The sequence below is a fragment of the Streptomyces sp. 351MFTsu5.1 genome (assembly GCF_000383655.1).
GTDB classification, from domain to species: Bacteria; Actinomycetota; Actinomycetes; order Streptomycetales; family Streptomycetaceae; genus Streptomyces; species Streptomyces griseorubiginosus.
Genome location: NZ_KB911775.1, coordinates 379,926 through 397,591, shown reverse-complemented (window position 1 = coordinate 397,591; position 17,666 = coordinate 379,926). Strand labels below are relative to the sequence as shown.

General features: G+C 68.5%; 14 protein-coding genes. 1 reads left to right on the top strand and 13 read right to left on the bottom strand.

Features of this window, described 5'->3' with window-relative positions; all coding sequences use genetic code 11:
- Positions 1 to 2: 2 nt before the first annotated feature.
- From H295_RS44625 to H295_RS0101685, 13 genes are all read right to left on the bottom strand, one after another.
- The gene (locus H295_RS44625; protein ID WP_051135485.1) at positions 3 to 680 is read right to left on the bottom strand and encodes a hypothetical protein; all 678 of its coding nucleotides are present in this window, start codon (positions 678 to 680) and stop codon (positions 3 to 5) included.
- Complete coding sequence (locus H295_RS42595) at positions 677 to 1,963, bottom strand: putative T7SS-secreted protein (protein ID WP_051135484.1); 1,287 nt, start codon at positions 1,961 to 1,963, stop codon at positions 677 to 679. Before H295_RS42595 ends, H295_RS44625 begins: the two co-directional genes overlap by 4 nt.
- On the bottom strand, positions 1,964 to 2,293 hold the full coding sequence (locus tag H295_RS0101735; RefSeq protein ID WP_020133617.1) for a hypothetical protein: 330 nt from the start codon (positions 2,291 to 2,293) through the stop codon (positions 1,964 to 1,966).
- 552 nt (positions 2,294 to 2,845) lie between these two features.
- Positions 2,846 to 3,646, bottom strand: a complete 801-nt coding sequence (locus tag H295_RS0101730) for an ABC transporter permease (RefSeq protein ID WP_020133616.1) — start codon at positions 3,644 to 3,646, stop codon at positions 2,846 to 2,848.
- A gap of 5 nt (positions 3,647 to 3,651) precedes the next feature.
- The gene (locus H295_RS0101725) at positions 3,652 to 4,455 is read right to left on the bottom strand and encodes an ABC-2 family transporter protein (protein ID WP_020133615.1); all 804 of its coding nucleotides are present in this window, start codon (positions 4,453 to 4,455) and stop codon (positions 3,652 to 3,654) included.
- Position 4,456: 1 nt separating this feature from the next.
- The gene (locus H295_RS0101720; RefSeq protein WP_020133614.1) at positions 4,457 to 5,452 is read right to left on the bottom strand and encodes an ABC transporter ATP-binding protein; all 996 of its coding nucleotides are present in this window, start codon (positions 5,450 to 5,452) and stop codon (positions 4,457 to 4,459) included.
- A gap of 169 nt (positions 5,453 to 5,621) precedes the next feature.
- Positions 5,622 to 8,489 (bottom strand): glycoside hydrolase family 2 TIM barrel-domain containing protein, encoded by a 2,868-nt coding sequence (locus tag H295_RS0101715; RefSeq protein ID WP_020133613.1) that lies wholly within the window; start codon positions 8,487 to 8,489, stop codon positions 5,622 to 5,624.
- Between the two features lie 27 nt (positions 8,490 to 8,516).
- Positions 8,517 to 9,383, bottom strand: a complete 867-nt coding sequence (locus tag H295_RS0101710; RefSeq protein ID WP_020133612.1) for a carbohydrate ABC transporter permease — start codon at positions 9,381 to 9,383, stop codon at positions 8,517 to 8,519.
- Positions 9,380 to 10,348 carry a carbohydrate ABC transporter permease gene (locus H295_RS0101705; RefSeq protein ID WP_020133611.1) on the bottom strand — a complete coding sequence of 323 codons (969 nt, stop codon included), beginning with the start codon at positions 10,346 to 10,348 and terminating at the stop codon, positions 9,380 to 9,382. The genes H295_RS0101710 and H295_RS0101705 overlap by 4 nt, the downstream gene beginning before the upstream one ends.
- Before the next feature lie 20 nt (positions 10,349 to 10,368).
- Complete coding sequence (locus tag H295_RS0101700; protein ID WP_043216857.1) at positions 10,369 to 11,634, bottom strand: ABC transporter substrate-binding protein; 1,266 nt, start codon at positions 11,632 to 11,634, stop codon at positions 10,369 to 10,371.
- Between the two features lie 231 nt (positions 11,635 to 11,865).
- Positions 11,866 to 13,710: a glycoside hydrolase gene (locus H295_RS0101695; RefSeq protein ID WP_020133609.1), complete on the bottom strand. Its 1,845-nt coding sequence runs from the start codon at positions 13,708 to 13,710 to the stop codon at positions 11,866 to 11,868.
- Between the two features lie 60 nt (positions 13,711 to 13,770).
- Entirely contained in the window at positions 13,771 to 15,018 is a 1,248-nt protein-coding gene (locus H295_RS0101690; RefSeq protein ID WP_020133608.1) for an ROK family transcriptional regulator, read from the bottom strand.
- A 148-nt stretch (positions 15,019 to 15,166) separates the two neighbouring features.
- Positions 15,167 to 16,420 (bottom strand): FAD-binding protein, encoded by a 1,254-nt coding sequence (locus tag H295_RS0101685; protein ID WP_020133607.1) that lies wholly within the window; start codon positions 16,418 to 16,420, stop codon positions 15,167 to 15,169.
- 93 nt (positions 16,421 to 16,513) lie between these two features.
- Between H295_RS0101685 and H295_RS0101680 the strand changes: the two genes are divergently transcribed.
- Positions 16,514 to 17,560 carry a hydroxyacid dehydrogenase gene (locus H295_RS0101680; RefSeq protein WP_020133606.1) on the top strand — a complete coding sequence of 349 codons (1,047 nt, stop codon included), beginning with the start codon at positions 16,514 to 16,516 and terminating at the stop codon, positions 17,558 to 17,560.
- The last annotated feature ends 106 nt before the right edge of the window (positions 17,561 to 17,666 follow it).

Here is a 17,666-nt window from a genome sequence, read left to right as displayed (position 1 = left end):
GATCATCCGAAGGGGCTCCTCGCTGCGGCGACAGAACCACCCTCTCCTGCCTGCGTCTGGGTAGGCGACGGATCGGTGAACGTCAGAGTGGATGCAACCCCGAACAGCACATTGCGGTAGTCGTCAGCGTAGTCAACCTCGGATGTGACCAGCTGCATCACGACGATCTCCGAGGAAGACACGGCCGGCACGGCCACCGTCCCCTGCCAGACGGTGCCTTCCGGCAAGTCGTCGCTTTCCTCCCTGGAGCGGCCCGGAGCTGTCGTGGTGCGCTGCTCTTCGAAGAAGAAGCCTGTACCGCATGGCAGTTCAAGCGGTTGCGTGTGACTTCCTGGCGTCTCGCCTGAATCTTTCACCAGGGTGGCGACGACGAGTCTCGGATCGAGACCGGAAGCCGAAATGCTTGACACCGTGAGGACGGAGGACAGAAATCCGCCGCTGCCGTCCGGGTGCAACCCCATAGCGCAGCCCTGCGCGTTCTGTTGACTCAGAAGGCTGAGCACCCCGGAATAGAACCGGAAGACCTGGTCGGCGGCCCCGCGCAGTTCGGCAGGAAGGCCGAGGACCTGCTGTGCCAGCAGCTCGATTCGCTCCGATGAGGGGCTCAGGTCCAGTTGCAGATAGCCGCGTGGCATCCCGTACCAGAAGGCGGGTGTCGGCTCTGCTTTCACCAGTGTCATGCGAACCCTGCCAGTCCGGCGATCCCATGCAAAGTCGCGGCAGCCTTTGTGGTCTCCGCCGCGTTGTGTCCGGTGCCGTCGTCGGGCAGCCAGCCGAAGGTCTCCGCGGAAGAGGCCAGGTTCGCGGTCACGTTGACTGAGTTCATGCCGAAGTCGGCGATCCGCTTCACCCTGGCCGCGCCGCCTGCCGCGGCGTCAGCCACGGTCGCAGCAAGGTCTTCCGTGTGGCTTCGTGAGAAGGCAGGGACGATGTCCTTGGCGAATTCAGTCACCTTTGCGCCGGTGGTGACAGTCTCACCGAAACCTTCGGCCATCCGGGCGGCTTCGGCCACCTCTTTACCCGCCTTGCCCAGCGCGCCCACTCCCGGGACCATGCCGAGAGTATCGCCGGCAAGCGACCCATACGCCGAAAAGGTGTCCATGTTCCATCCGAACTTGTCACCCCATAGGGCGGATCTGAATTCGGGGTCGGCGAGGTTGTGAGTCATCGAGACCGCGCTCGCGACCAACGCGATGCCCGCGAACACAGGAGACCAGGGCCCAGGGATGAGTGCCAGAAGGCCCGCGATGGCGCCAATGGTGCCCGCGTGGTCGTAGAGGAACTGCCCGACCGCCTTGATCGCGTCCCAGATCCCACTGACGGCTTTGCTCAGCCAGCCCGGTTCCCGAGGAGCCAGCTTGTCGGTGGCTTCGTCGAGTGACTTGGCGACCAAGTCCGCTCTGTCCGTATGCGTGTGTTCCAGCACCTCCGCCTTGCGGATGACATCGTTGTATGCCTCGTTCGCACTGTTCAGTGCGCTCGTTGCCGCATCGAGGCTGCTCTCGGCGGCTCGAAGCCGCTGCTCCGCCGCGTCCGCCTCCGCCTGACTGGAGAACTGCTGGTTCGCGAGTCTGAGATCAGGGTGGTCCTTTGCCTGGCCGTAGCGCTCCTTCGCCTTTTCGGCGGCGGTCTTTCTTTCACTGGCCTCGTCGTCGTACTTGCGCGCCAATTCCCGGTGGGAGGACAGATCTTCATCCCACGTCTTGAGCTGCGCTGCCGCTTTTTCAAGGGAGCGCGCGGCGTTCTTCACGTAGACCGCGAGGTCTCCGTCGAGCGCTTCACGGAAGCTCTTTGCCGCATCCCCCTGCCAGTAGCTGCTTTCCCCGCTCAGTCTCTGCAACTGGATGTGGCAGTTACGCAGCGAGGTGGCCGCGCTTGCCACCTTCTGCTGCAGTGCATGGACTTCACCAGGGACTCCGGGAACGGGATTCCATCCGAGGCCGACGTACGGATTTGTTGCCACTTACGCGGCTCCCCTGGTCTCGGCACCCGTGGAGGCTTTCGCGATGTCCTTGAAAGCCTTGTCCAGGGCTTCCTCCACTGCTTCGTATGCCTTCTTATTGGTCTTGACGCCCTCGCTGACGGCGTCAATCATCTTCTTGGTCTGCTCGGCCCCGTACTTCCAGCGTTCCTGGAATCCGTCACAGGATTCGTCCAGGCGCTGGGTTCCGATCTGGTCGGCACGGACATGAGCCAATGCGGTGCGTGCCTCGTTGAGATCCTGGACGCACCCCTCAAGCGTCCCGATGAACGTCTCCAACTGCTGCAGATCTGTTGTGAACTGCTCCCCCATGAAATCTTTCCCTCTTGCCGAGCCAGCGTTTTCACCGGCCCATCTCAAGTCGACTCGGTCTGGCCAGGATCCGGAACCCGGCCTGGATCTTCGTCACCCTACCGAGTTCTGAGCGGGGTTTGACACCCGAAGGGAAGGCTCAAGGGGGCTGCCGTCCGGGTGTTGACGTAAAGGCGCTCGATTCCCTCACCCAGCCTTCACGAAGGAGTGTGGCTCCCAGGTGCGCAGAACGACTGGGCGGCAGCGGATTTGCGAGCCTTGCAACTTGTAAGAACTTGCAATCCAACCCTGTGGATGAGTGTCGCCGAGTGTGATCAGTATGAAGATTGTGGCGTTCGTGAGTCCGACCGTCTTGGACGGGCCCATGAGGCGGAACGCGAGAACGTGTCCCTGCCGAGCGCTGCCCTTCGGCAGGGACGGGCACTCGGCTTCGATCCCTCCCTTTCCGCTCCCGCCCGTCGCGCAGACGAACCCGCCCGGCTGAGTACGTGACTCGTCACGGCAGGCGCTCACAGCCGTGTTACCGGGACACCGTTGCTGGCGGTGAGGAATTCACCCCCCGATCCCCGCATAATGCCGAAGACTCCACCGCCACAGCACCCGTGAGCCCAGATACGCCGCCACCCCCACCAGTGGTGACAGGGCCGCCAGCCAGTACGGGACGCCCGTGTCGTGGCCGTGGCCGGTCAGGACCGCTGCGGGGAAGTAGGCGACGAAGGCGAGGGGGAGGCCGTAGGTCAGCAGGCCGCCGACCGCCTTCGGGAGGACGTTCAGGGGGTAGCTGCCGAAGGTGCCGAGGAGTTCCTCCAGCCAGCGGCTCCAGTAGTCGGCCGCCGGGTAGCGCAGGCCCGCCGAGGCGACCGCGGTGAAGAGGGCCGCCTCCAGGAACATGCCGCCGATGACTGCCGCGACGAGGTAGGAGATCCGGCCCGGTGTCCAGTCGAGCTGGCTGCGGCTCAGCGCGCCCACCATCAGGCCGACCGCGACCGTCAGGTCGCCGATCGCGTTCGTCGGGAAGAACTCCAGCTGGAGCTGGCGGTGCACCGGCATCGGGCGGGTCAGGTAGATGTCGATCCTGCCCTCCTGGATCTGCCGGCCGGAGCCGTGCACCCGGCCGAGGAGGAGGACGAACAGACCGTGCGCGAGCATCCGCGTCGCCGGGATCAGCAGTACCTCGGAGCTGTCCCAGCCGCCCATCCCGGTGAACCGGGTCAGCAGCACCGTGGCGAACACGATCACCGACACCTGCCAGATCGCCCCGATCGCGATCATCAGCAGGAACTCGGTCCGGTACTCCAGCTGCGCACGGAAGTTGAGACGCGTGACGCGCCACGCGATTCGGACGGCGTTCATCGGCCTCAGCCTCCCTGGGAGATGACACGGCGGGCGGCACGCCGCCACAGGAAACGGGTGAACAGGGTGAGCGCCACCACCCAGAACGCCTGGATCGACAGTTGCGGGGCAGCGTCCGACAGCGGGATGCGGCCGATGTAGATCGACAGCGGAACGCTCAACGTCGCCTGGAACGGCAGGAATCCGCTCAGCGTGATGAACCAGTCCGGGAAGAACCACAGCGGCGCGTACACCCCGGACAGCAGGTTCTGCGCGAAGATCAGGATCAGCATTGCCGCGTTGTTGCGGACCGTCCAGAAGCACAACTGGTCCAGCAGCAGCATGACGTTGTACAGCACCAGCTGGCCGAGGAGCAGGCTCAGCGCGAACACCCCTGCCACGGCAGCGGACTTGGGCGGGTCCACCACCCCCGCCGCGAGGCACACCAGATAGCCGCCGAGCGCCCAGGCGAAGCCGTACACCTGCTCGCCGAGCGCCCGCAGGGCGTGGTACCGCTGCGGGGGCAGCGGGCGCAGGTACCAGTACACGATCGTGCCGAAGTGCATGTGCTGGAGCACGGTGTCCCGGCCCGCGTACTGGTCCAACTCCCGCAGCCGGGAAGCCAGTACGGCCAGGACGGCGTACGTCACCGCCTGCCCCTCGGAAAGACCCGCGGTGGTGCCGGTGCGGGCGTACAGGCCGTGCCACAGGGACGCCACCAGGATCACCTGGACGGCGAGGCGGACCAGGACGGCCGTCATCCGGGGCGGCGCGTGCAGCTCGCCGAGCGGGGTGACGCGCGCGGCGCGCCAGGCGTGCAGAACGGCCATGTCAGACCGCCTCGGCGTGCACGTACGCGGCCCGCATCACGTCTTCGAGGTCCGCCTCGTCGATGGCGACGCCCGTCACCTCGTACCGCTCGATGACCGCCTTCAGCGCCTGGTGCACCGTCGGGGCGTCCGGTCCGTCGGGCCCGAAGACCACCTGCGGTCCGTCCTTCCGCAGGATGGCGATCCCGGGCAGCGGCTCGACCTCCGCGTGCGCGTCCGCGAGCGTCGCCCTGACCTGCCAGGTCGAGCCGAACTTGCGGCGGATCTCGTCGAGGCTGCCGTCCAGGACCAGCCGGCCGTGGTTGATCAGGACGACCCGCTCGGCGAGCCGCTCCACCTCGGTCATGTCGTGGGTGGTCAGCAAAACCGTACGGCCCCGCTCCTCGACCTGGTGGCGCAGGAACTCCCGCACCTGCTCCTTGACCACCACGTCCATGCCGATGGTCGGCTCGTCGAGGAAGACCACCGGCGGGTCGTGCAGCAGCGCGGCCGCCAGGTCGCAGCGCACCCGCTGGCCGAGGGAGAGATGGCGGACCCGGGTGTCCCAGAACGTGGACAGTTCCAGGATGGCGTCGAACTCCGCGAGCCGGGCCGCGTGTTCGGCCTTCGGCACCTCGTAGATGTCCCGGAGGATCGAGAACGACTCCCGCACCGGCAGGTCCCACCACAGCTGGGTGCGCTGGCCGAACACCGCGCCGATGTTACGGGCGTTGCGTTCGCGTTCCTGGTACGGCACCACGCCCGCCACCCGGGCCTCGCCCGAGGTGGGTGTGAGGATGCCGGTGAGCATCTTGATGGTGGTCGACTTGCCCGCGCCGTTCGGGCCGAGCAGGGCGAGGAGTTCCCCGGGCGCGACGTCGAAGGTGATGTCCGAGACCGCGTGCTTGGCGACCCGCTCGGGGTTGACCAGGGAGCGCAGGGTGCCGGCGAGGCCGGGGCGGCGGACGGTGGTGTGGAAGGTCCGGGACAGACCGCGGACCTCGATGCTTCCGGGCACGCTGTGAACTCCCTTGCTGGGAACAAGAGTTGCGGCCGGCCGGCTTGGAGGGCCGACCGGCCGCGGGTACACCATGACCGTCCCAGAATGTCGATCAATCGGGCAATGGATTAATCGATCCGCGAATTGGACTAATCGATCACCCGAGACCATCGGAGATCACTGGAGATCACCCGGAGACCTCCGAGAACACGAACGAGAACTCCGCCGGCTCGGCGTGCAGCTGGTACTGCGGCAGCACACCCGGACCGCAGGACGCAGTGCCGATGCCGTGGTGCCGGTGGTCGAGGTTGACCCACACCGTCTCGCCGGCCACGAGGTCGGGCAGGTGCGTCGCCGCGTCCAGCTGCTCGGTCGTCCAGCGCCGGGCCGCGAAGGAGAACTCCGGGTCGCCCTCGATCCTGAGGCCCCCCACCTCCACCCAGCGCACGTCGGCGCGGGCGCCGTTCTCCTGCGGGCGCAGGTACGGCGTCTGGAGTGCGTCCACGGTCGCGCTCCAGCGGCCGACCTCGGAGGCCGCCCGGGTGTCCGGGTACGCCTCGCCGGGACCACCGCCGAACCAGCGCACCTCGTCGGCTGCGGACAGTCCGAGCCGGACGCCGAGCCGGGGCAGCGGTACCGTCCACTCACCCTCGGGCGTCACGGACACGGTCAGCTTCAGCCGCGAGCCGTCCGAGGTCCACCGGTACTCGGCGGCCAGACCCACCTCACGGGCGGCGGGCGCCACCCGGGTACGGACGACCAGGGCCCGGGACTCCAGCTCCACCCCGACCAGACGGTGCCGCATCCGGTGCAGGCCCAGGGTCCGCCACAGCGTGCTGTAGCGCAGCCCGGTCTTCCACTCGGTCCCGTCGTCGTTGTCGGTCGTCGCCCGCCACACGTCCAGTCGCGGGTTCTCGACGGCGACCCCGCCGATCGTCCGCAGCGCGCCGGTACGGCCGTCGAAGCCGGCCGGGCCGAGCGTGATCAGCTTCTCCTCGCGCACGGGTGAGGCGGAGGGCACGAGGGACGGCCGTACGCCCGCGACCGCCGGGAACTGGCCCCAGGCGACCACATGGTCCTTCGGCGCCCACGCGGTGTCGGCGGCGAGCAGGGCCCGAACCGTCCACTGGGTCTCCGAGCCGTCCACGTGGGCGGGCGGTTCGGGGAGTTTCAGGTCCGCGGACTCGCCGGGTGCCAGCGCCGGCACCGACAGCGTGCCCGCCTCGACGGTCTCGCCGTCCACCTGGTACGACCACTCGAAGGCGAGGGCGGACAGGTCGGCGAAGTCGTACTTGTTGGTGACCCGTACGGTGCCGTCGGAGCCCTCGAAGGAGACCGGCTCGATGACCTTCTTGTACTCAAGGAGGCCGGGGGAGGGCGTGCGGTCCGGGAAGATCAGGCCGTCGCAGACGAAGTTGCCGTCGTGCAGCTCCTCGCCGAAGTCACCGCCGTAGGCGTAGCCCAGCTCCGGGTGCTTGACGCCGTGGTCGATCCACTCCCAGATGAAGCCGCCCTGGAGCCGTTCGTACTTCTCGAAGAGCTTCTGGTAGTCGGCGATGCCGCCGGGGCCGTTGCCCATGGCGTGGCCGTACTCGCACTGGATGAACGGCAGCTTCCGGCGCCCCAGGGTGCCGCCGTCCAGCTCCTTGCCGATCTGCTCGACCTCGGCGTGGTCGGCGTACATGCGGGAGTAGACGTCGGTGTCCCGGCAGTTCCAGTCGCCCTCGTAGTGCACCAGGCGCGAGGAGTCGCGGCCGTGGATCCACTCGGCCATCGCGGTCAGACCGCGGCCGGTGCCGGCCTCGTTGCCCAGCGACCAGAAGACGATCGAGGGGTGGTTCTTGTCCCGCTCGACCATGCGGGCCGCGCGGTCCAGGAGGGCCGGGGTCCAGCGGTCGTCGTCGACGGGGTTGTCCCGCCACTCCTGCTCGGTGAAGCCGTGGGTCTCCAGGTCGCACTCGTCGACGACCCACAGGCCCAACTCGTCGCACAGGTCCAGGAAGGCCGGGTGCGGCGGGTAGTGCGAGGTGCGCACGGCGTTGATGTTGTGCCGCTTCATCAGCAGCACGTCCTCGCGCATGGTCGCGAGGTCCAGGGTGCGGCCCTTCTCCGGGTGCCACTCGTGCCGGTTGACGCCCTTGAACAGGACCGCAGTGCCGTTGACCTTGATCAGGCCGTCCTCGAGCGCGACCGTACGGAAGCCGATCCTGAGCGGGATCCGCTCGCCCTCGGTGACCAGCTCGCCGTCGTAGAGCCGGGGGCTCTCGGCGCTCCACGGCGCCACCAGGGCCGTGACGGACTCGCCGGTCGCGACATCGATGTCCAGGGCGGGCACCAGGACCCGTCCGTCGACGTCGGAGTCCACCCGCAGGGTGCCCTCTCCCGTGAGGTGGTCGTAGGAGGCGTGCACGAAGAAGTCGAGCGCGCTGCCCGCCGGGCGGTGCAGCAGGGTCACCTCGCGGAAGATGCCCGGCAGCCACCACTGGTCCTGGTCCTCCAGGTACGACCCGGCCGACCACTGGTGCACCCGGACCGCGAGGACGTTGCCCTTGGGCTTCAGCAGATGACCCACGGCGAACTCGTGCGCGAGCCGGGAGCCCTTGAACTCGCCGAGGTCCGTGCCGTTGAGCCAGACCCGGGCGCAGGACTCGACGCCGTCGAACCGGACGACCGCGCCCCCCTCCGAGGGCCAGTCCTCCGGCAGGTCGAACACGCGCAGGTGGTCGCCGGTCGGGTTCTCCGTCGGCACGTGCGGCGGGTCCACCGGGAACGGGTAGAGGTGGTTGGTGTAGATCGGCAGCCCGAAGGCGCCCTCGCCCTGGAGGACCCAGTGCCCGGGGACCGTGACCTCGGCCCAGCCGGCGGCGTCGTATCCCTCCTCGGCGAAGGATTCGTCCTCGGCGTCGGCGGTGGCCGACAGACGGAAGCGCCAGGCGCCGTCGAGGGACAGTGCCTTCGCGTCGGAGGACGCGTACCAGGCGCGGGGCGGGAGGGCCCCGCTGCCGGGCGACACGTCCTCGACGTAGTCGACGGCCGGGGAGGTGCGGAAAGACATCGGTCTCCAGGTCTTGAGAGAGGGGCCTCAGCCCTTGATGCCGGTCTGCGCGATCCCCTGCACCAGCCAGCGCTGGAGGAAGAGGAACACGAAGATCAGAGGCAGGATGGAAATGGCGGCGGCCATGAAGATCAGGTGGAAGTTGACGGTCTGGTTGGTCATGAAGGAGGAGAGCGCGATCTGGACGGTCCAGGAGCTCGGGTCCTGTCCCATGACCAGGGGCCACAGGAAGGAGTTCCAGGCGCCGATGAACGTGATCGTGGCGATGGCCGCGAAGAAGTTCAGCGAGTTGGGTACGACGATCCGCCAGTACGCGCCCCAGTATCCGAGCCCGTCCACCCGTGCCGCCTCCTCCAGCTCCTTCGGGAATCCCAGGAAGTACTGCCGGAACAGGAAGCACGTGAAACCGCTGAACAGACCCGGGATGATCAGGCCACGATACGTGTCCACCCAGCCCAGGGAGGAGACCAGGACGAAGCTCGGGACGAAGGTCACGGCCGTCGGGACCATCAGGGTGGCGAGGACGGCGTAGAAGACCTTGTTGGCGTGCTTGTAGGGGATGCGGGCCAGGCCGTAGCCGGCCAGCGAGCAGACCAGGAGGGTGCCCAGGGTGCTGGAGACGGCGACGACCAGCGAGTTCACCATGGAGCGGCCGAACTCGACCGTGGGGTCGTTGAACAGTTCGGAGATGTTGCCCCACTGGAAGGAAGGCAGCAGCTTCCAGTTCTCGCCGGTGATCTCCGGGTCCGTGGACAGGGCGTTGCGGAAGATCAGGTAGAAGGGGATCAGGAACAGCAAGGCAGCGACACTGACGGCGATGTAGAGGCCCGTGTTGCCGAAGACGCCCCGGCCCTTGCCGCGCTGCTTGCCGACCGGAGGAGTGGTGGTGGTCACTTGGATTCCTCCCCCCTTCCGAAGCCCATGAACTTGCCCTGGAGCAGGGTGACGAGGCAGATGAGCAGCGACAGGACGACCGCTCCGGCGCTGCCCGCGCCGTAGTCCTGGCTGGTGCCGAGGGCGGTCTTGTAGAGCTCCATGAGCGGGGTCTGGGCCCAGGTCGCGTTCTGCCCGATGATGTTGAAGAACTCGTCGAAGGCCTGGTAGGCCGCGACGAGCAGCAGCAGGATCACGGCGGTCGAGGTGGCGCGCAGCTGCGGCAGCGTGATGTGCCGGAAGGTCTGCCAGCCGGGCTTGGCACCGTCGATGGAGGCGGCCTCGTAGAGCTCGGTCGGGATGTTCTGGAGCGCCGCCAGGAACAGGATCATGTAGAACCCGGACTGGATCCACAGCCGCAAGCTCACGATGACCACCCAGTACCAGGGCGGACTGGGGTTGGCGAGATAGGCGATGTTGTCCACGCCGAACCAGCCGAGAACGGTGTTCATCAGGCCGAAGCGGACACCGCTGAAGATGGACATCTTCCAGATCAGTGCGGCTGCGACATACGAGACGGCGGTCGGCAGGAAGAACACCGAGCGGAAGAAGGCGCGCATGAAGCGCAGCCGGTTGACCAGCAGCGCGAGCCCCAGGGAGAGCGCCCACGTGGTCGGCACGATGAATGCGGCGAACACCGTGAAGGTCAGCAGCGAGTCGGGGAAGTTGCTGTTGGTCAGGATCTGCTTGTAGTTGTCGAAGCCGATGAACTTGCTCGGCGTGACGGTGTACCGCGCGTCGAAGAAGCTGAGCCAGATGCTCCAGAAGATCGGCACGAAGACGAAGATCACCAGGCCGATGAGGAACGGCCCGGTGAAGAGCCAGAAGTTGACGGTCGCGTTGCCCCGCAGGCCCCGCCGCGGCCGGGCCGGGGAGGCCGCGGCCGGGGCGGGCTGGGCGACCCCGCGCGTGGTGGTGGTCGACATGACGTGGTCTTCCCGGCGGCCTAACCGAACAGCTTCTTGAGCTCGACGTTGACCTTCTTGTCGCAGTTGTCGAGCGCCGCCTCCGGGTTGCCGTTCTTACGGACGGAGGACGCGATCACCTCGGCGAACGCGGTCTGCATCGTCTGGTCGTAGGCGATGTTGTCGAAGTGGCCGTAGTCGGTGAAGAGCTTCACGCCCTCGGCGGGCAGGCCGGTCTTGAGCTTGGTCGCCGAGTTGGCGATCGAGGTGCGCGGCGGGATGTGGAAGCCGTACGAGGTGGCCCAGTCCTCCTGGTACTGCTTCTGGTCGATCCACAGCCACTTGACGTACTCCTTGGCCGCCTCGACGTTCTTGCCCTTGGCGTTGACGAAGATCGACCAGCCGCCGTTGTAGACGGACTGCTTGCCGGCGGAGCCGATCTTCGGGAACGGGAAGATGCCGAGGTCGTCGCCGAGCGCCTGCTGCATGGCCGGCATGGACCACATGCCGCCCCACTGCATGGCGCACAGGCCCTGGTTGAGCGAGGAGGGGTCCCAGAAGTCGGTCGGGGCGTCCAGGAGCACGTTGCCGCTGGTGAACAGCTGGCGCAGCTTCTTGAGGCCCTCGACCACGCCGTCCGTGTGGTAGGCGATCTCGTTCTTCTCGTTGATGGTGTCGGCGCCGGCGGACCAGATGATGACGTTCTGGATCGCGGTGAAGTCGTTGCCGAGGAAGGCGCCCTTGACCTTGTTGGTGGTGAGCTTGGCGGCCGCCTCGATCAGCTCGTCGAGCGTCGTCGGGACCTCGACCTTGGCCTTCTCGAACATCGACTTGCGGTAGTAGAAGAACTGCGGGTCGTCGATCATCCGTATCCCGTAGATCTTCCCGTCGACCGTGTGGGACTTGATGTCGTTCGGGTTGAAGTCGTCCTTGACCGGGTCGATCAGGTCGGTCAGGTCCGCCACCTGGCCGCTCTTGACGAGCTGGAGCTGCGGGTGGAACTCGAAGACGTCGGGTGCCTTCTTGGTGAGCAGGGCGGCGAAGAGCGCGGACTCGAAGTTGTTGCCGGTGATCCAGTTGGTGCTGACGTCGGCCTTCTTGTACGCCGCCGCGTACCGCTTGATGGCCTGCTCGGTGCCCGCCTCGCCGTACGCGTGGAAGTACTGGGTCAGGGCGGTGCCCGAACCGGAGCCGCCTCCACGGCCGTTGTTCCCGCCGCACGCGGCCAGTCCGCCCGCCGCGGCCAGACCCATCGCGGCCTTCATCACGTTACGACGGTTCCAGTTGGTGCTGCTCATTGCCGACATGCTGACGTCCTTGTCTCGAATACGGCTTGCGGCGCTGCGCCTTGGCTCTGCGGCTCAGTGCCAGGTGGCTCAAATGCTGTAGCGGTGCGGGGACGTTAACCTTCGGCTAAGGCTTCGGCAAGGGGTTGGACGAAGCCTGTACGAAGCGTTGTGAAGCGTTCGGGATACCGGACGCCCCGGGGTCACGGGCCGCCGCACCAGCGGCCCGCGACCCTTTGCGGGTGGAACGCGTTACTGTCCGGACCAGGCCTGGTTGGTCCCGCCGTTGCAGGTCCACAGGCCGACCTTGCTGCCGTCGGCGGTGGCTTGTCCGCCCACGTCCAGGCACTGTCCCGACGTCTCGTTGACGATCTGGCCGTTGGAGTTCAGCAGCCACTGCTGGCTGCCGTCACGGGTCGCCCCGGGGCTCGTGGTGAGCCCGGAACTCCCCGCCGTGAGATAGCCGTTCGCGCTCTTCAGGCGGCCCTTCGCGTCGTACGACCACACCTGCCCGGCCTCGCCGGTGCAGCTGCTGATCGCCGCCCCGGAGGTGTCCGCGGTCAGGCACTTCCCGGACTGCCGGCCCTGGAGCGCACCCGTCACCGCCGAGGTGCCGCGGCCCTTCTGGTCGAGGACGTACGTGGTGATGGACCGGGCCAGCAGGGTCGCCGACGCCGTACCGCCCTTGACCGCGGGCCTGGCGACGTTCGCCCAGCTCTCGGTCGCCGACGTCCGCACGGCCTTGCTCGCGCGCACCGGCGCCCTGCTGTTGAAGTGCAGGCTCAGCGCGGTGTCGGTGGTGTTGTGGTTGTTGACCACCACCACCCATTTGCCGTGGTCGTCGTAGGTGGACACCTCGACGCCGGCCGGCACCCCGGTCACGTTGTGGGCGACCGAGCCCGGCCGGACGAACTTGCTGTACTGGCCGAGCGCGTAGTAGCGCTTGGTGAAGTACAGGGTCTGGTTGCCGTTGGTGGCGTACTTCGGGTCGTAGTAGATCAGGCCGTCGTTCCAGCCCTCGCTGTTGCGGGCGAGCGGATCGGTGCCGACCATCTCCGACAGGGCCACCCACCACTGGAACGCCGAGTCGTGCGCGGTCGCGAAGTCCTTGTAGATGATCCGGGACAGGTTCAGGCCGCCGTCGATCGTGGGGTCGTACTCCTGCGCCCAGCCCGTGCCGCCGTTGCCGAAGCAGCAGATCTCCGTCGACCAGGACTGCTTCCCGACCGACCTGGATGTCTCGTAGACCTTGGCGCGCTGGTCGTCGCCCGGGTTGTTGTACGTATGGTGGGCGAGCTTGTCGACGTACTGGGCGGTGCCCGGCTGCGAGATCCACTGCGGGACCTCGGTGTTGAAGCTCACCGTGGAGCTGGACTCGTCCGCGATGATGCCGGTCCGTTGGTACCGGGCCTGCTGCTCGGCGCCCAACGCCCGCACGATGTCGTCACGTTGGTCGACCGGCACCAGCATGCCTTCCTGACCGCAGTCGGCGAAGCTGTTGGTCGGCTCGTTGAAGGGGCTGATGTAGTCGAACTTCACGCCCTGCTTCGCGAAGTGGGCGGTGACGTCGGCGACGTACTTCGCGTAGTCCTGGGTGTTCTCCGCCTTCAGGTAGCCGCCGCAGCTCAGACCGTTGGTCTTCCACTGCGCGGGCGCGCTGTTGACGAAGGCGATCAGGTCCTTCACGCCGTACTCGGCGGCCGCGTACAGGAAGGTGCGGCCCGCCTTGTCCTTGCTCCAGTCGTAGGACCCGTCGGCGTTCAGGAAGTCCTCGGGGGCGCGGGGCGCGTAGGTCACGCCGGTGCCGCCACCGCCGATGTTGTAGCGGTAACTGCTCAGCGCCAGGCCGTCCTTGGAGAACAGCAGCTTGGCGACCCGGGCCTGGACCTTGGGGTCGAAGTTCTTCAGGTCGTTGACCCACCAGGCGCCCGAGGCGCCGATGTTGTCGATGGTCTGGGCCGCGTGGGGGGACACTTCGGCCGCCGAGGGGGTGGCGGCCGACGCGGGCGGGGCGGATATCAGGGGACCGGCGACGGCCAGTGCGGCCGCGGCCGTCAGCAGGGCCGGTCTCCTGCGGTGGGGGTATGTCACGTGCATCCCTTCCGTCGTCGTGAAGGCGGTGCGGAGGCGGTGCGAAGGCGGTGCTGTGTACGGCTCCTAGCGGGGGCTGTGGGTACTGCTCCGCGCTGAGGTGGTGCGCTTTGCCGCCGACCTCTGCCCGACCGACTGGAGCGCCCCTTCGAGCGCGAACGTCGCCGCACCCAGACACGCCGGGTCAGTGGGGATCGGGGAGAGGACGATCTCGGTGGCGGCCATCGGCCGGGGCAGCGCGTGCCGGGCGACGGCCTCGCGCACCTCCGTGACCAGGGGCTCGCCGAGGGCGGCCGCGACCCAGCTGCTGAGCACGACCACCTCGGGGTTGAACAGGTTGACCAGGTGCGCGACGGAGGCGCCCAGATAGCGGGCGGTGTGCCGGACGACCTCGACGGCCACCGGGTCCCCGGTGCGCATCCCGCGGGCCAGCGCGTCGATCGTGGCCGTCTGGTCGCCCGGGTGCAGCAGCTCGCTGTCGGGGCTCAGCTCCCGCAGGTTCAGCATGATCCCGGGGGCGCCCACGTACGTCTCCACGCAGCCGTGGTTGCCGCACCGGCACAGGCGTCCGTCCAGCACGATCGTGTTGTGGCCCCACTCGCCGGCGCTGTTGGAGACACCGCGGTGCAGCCCGCCGCCCAGCACGAGACCGGCGCCGACGCCGGTGCCGAGGGTGACCACCACGGCGTTCTGGCTCCCGCGCGCGGCCCCGAACCACAGCTCGGCCACGGCGACGGCCCGCAGCGGGTTGTCCAGGTAGAGCGGGTAGGCGATGTACTCGGAGAGCAGGTCGACCAGCGGCACGTCGTGCCAGTCCCAGTTCGGCGCGTACTCCGAGATGCCGGTCGCGCGGTCCACCTGCCCCGGCACGCTCACGCCGACGCCGAGCACCCGGGCCCCCTCGATGCCGGCCTGGGTGACCACCGAGCCGACGGCCGCGGCGACATGGGCGACGACCTGCTCGGGGAGGCTCTCGCCGGGGCGTACGTCCTCCTCGGCGCGGGCCAGGACGTTCAGCCCGAGGTCGAACAGCTCGACATGGACGTACGTCTCCGCGATGTCCACGCCGATCAACGCGCCCCCCGACGCGTTGACGGCCACGAGCCCCCGGGGCCGGCCGCCGGCCGACTCCTCGAAGCCGACCTCCGTGATCATGTGGAGGTCGAGCAGCTCGCCCACGAGCGTGGCGACGGTGGCCAGGCTCAGCCCGGTGGCCGCCGCCAGCTCCTGCCGTGAGGTGGGCGACTCGGCGATGATCTGGCGCAGCACCTCGTAGCGGTTCGCGGTGCGGATGTCACGTGATGTGCGCTTCACCAGGCCTGCCCCATCCCCTCAGCTCAGGCCGGGACGACAGTGGCACCGGCGCGGCGCAAGGCTATGGGCTGCGAGGACTTTGTACAAGGGGTTAGGAAAGGGGCTTTATAAAGTCGGGCGCGACGCCGGTGACCTGTCCGTGGCCCTGTCAGTCGGCGAGTACGGCCCGCACGAAGGCGTTGGCGAATTTTGCCCCGGGGTCCAGCTCGCGCGCCAGCTTCCGGAAGTCGCCGAGCCGCGGGTAGCGCCCGCGCAGCACCTCCGCCGGCGTGGTGAAGACCTTCCCCCAGTGCGGCCGCGCGTCGAAGGGGTCCAGCGCCTCCTCCAGTTGCCGGACCACCGGCAGCACGGCCGCGGTGTCCGCGATCCAGGTGAAGTGCAGCGCCACGGTGTCCCGCCCGTAGGAGGGGCTCAGCCACTGCTCGTCGGCGGCCACGGTCCGCACCTCGCAGATCTGGAGCACCCCGGCGACCGTGTCCCGGATGCCGTCGATCGCGTGCAGCGCGTCGAGGGCGTACTCGCGCGGCAGCAGGTACTCCGACTGGAGCTCCTCCCCGCTGCTCGGGGTGAACTCGGCCCGGAAGTGCGGGAGTCGGTCGTGCCAGGGCCCCGGCACCCCGGACTGCTCGGTGCAGTTGACCGCGGGCATCCCCGGCACCGGGTGCATCTTCTCGCCGGCGGGCGCGGCCCACGGGAAGTCCGCGAAGGGCTGGTCCGTGCTCCGCTTGACCCACACCTGCCGGAAGCCCGGCTCACGCCAGTCGGTGAACAGGCTCACGCTGTACGCCGCCGACATGACCGCCCCGAAAGCCGCCGAGTCCAGTCCGGCGAGGGGGAGTTCGGTGAACACGTACTGCTCGACCTCGAAGGACGGGACGAGGTCCAGGGTGAGCGCGGTGACGACACCGAGCGCGCCCAGGGAGGTGACCGCCCCGCCGAAACGCGGGTCGTCCCGGCCGACGGTCAGCGGGGAGCCGTCCGCCGTGACGAGCTCCACCTCCCGCACGGCCGAGGACAGCGGGCCGTTGCCGACGCCCGAGCCATGGGTGCCGGTCGCCACCGAGCCGGCCACCGAGATGTGCGGCAGCGACGCCATGTTGGGCAGCGCGAGGCCGTGGGCGTGCACCGTGCGGGCGAGTTCGGCGTAGCGGACGCCGCCCGAGACCCGCACGGTACGGGCCGCGGTGTCCACGTCGAGCACCGGCGGCAGGTCGGCGATCGACAGCAGGATGCCCTCGTCGCCCGGGTCGGCGATCTCGTTGAAGGAGTGCCCGCTGCCCAGGACCCGCACCCGGGCGCTCGCGGCGACCAGGGCGCGGACCGCGGCCGCCGAGTGGGGCCGGTGCAGCTCCTTGGCGGAGTAGGTGATGTTGCCCGCCCAGTTGGTGATCGTCTCCGGCATGTCCGTCGTTCCTCCAGGGGAGTGTGTATACGTTGACCCTCTCATTTGCCGAGGCCTACCGTAGAGAGCGTTTTCTACGTGATTTCGGCAGGTATGGAGGCCCCCGCCTTGTCCGAGCGACCCCGGACGCCGTCGTCCGAACGCCCCCGCGCGCTGTTCGCCATGACCGCCGAGAACGTGCCGCTCGTCTTCCCGCCCGAGGTGCTGGCGCGGCTGCGGGAGTCCGTGGACATCGATCCCGGGCTGGTGGCCGAGGACCTCACCGACCCGGCGCTCGCCGAGGTCCTGTCCCGCACCGAGATCCTGGTCACCGGCTGGGGCTGCCCCCGCCTGGACGCGTCCGTCCTCGACGCGGCCCCGAAGCTCCGGGCCGTCCTGCACGCGGCCGGCTCGGTCAAGGGCTTCGCCACGCCCGAGCTCTGGCGGCGCGGCGTCACCGTCTCCTCGGCCGCCGAGGCCAACGCCCTGCCCGTCGCCGAGTACACCCTCGCGATGATCCTGCTCGCCGGGAAGGAGGTCCTCGTGCGGCGGGAGCAGTTGCGGGCCGGGCGGCCGTCCTCCGGCTGGGGGATCGTGCCGGGCATCGGCAACCACGGGCGGCGCGTCGGCCTGATCGGGGCGTCCCGGATCGGGCGCAAGGTGATCGAGCTGCTGCTCCCCTTCGACCTGCGGCCGGCCCTGTACGACCCCTACGTCGACGAGGCGGGCGCCGCCGCCCTGGGCGTGCCGCTGCTGTCGCTGGACGAGCTCCTGAGGGACTCCGCGATCGTCAGCGTGCACGCGCCCGAGACCCCGGAGACCCGCCATCTGCTGGGCCGCCGGGAGCTGGCCCTGATGCCCGACGGGGCCGTCCTGCTCAACACCGCGCGCGGATCGCTGGTGGACCACGACGCCCTCCTCGCGGAACTGCGCACCGGCCGGCTCTCCGCGATCCTCGACGTCACCGACCCCGAGCCGCTCCCGGCCGACTCACCACTGCTGGATCTCCCCAACGTCTTCGTCACCCCCCACCTCGCGGGTTCGCAGGGCAACGAACTGGCGCGGCTGGGCGAGGCCGTCGTGGCGGAGGCGGCGCGCCTCGCGGCGGGGGAGCCGGTGGCCCATCCGGTGACCGAGGCGGAGCTGGAACGGACGGCCTGAGGGACCGTGCAGGTGCCGTGTGTCACAGAAGACGCCCAGGTGGCCGGATATGGATGAATCTCCATAAAGCGTGCTTCACGCGGACCCCCCGTTCCGCCCTCACCTC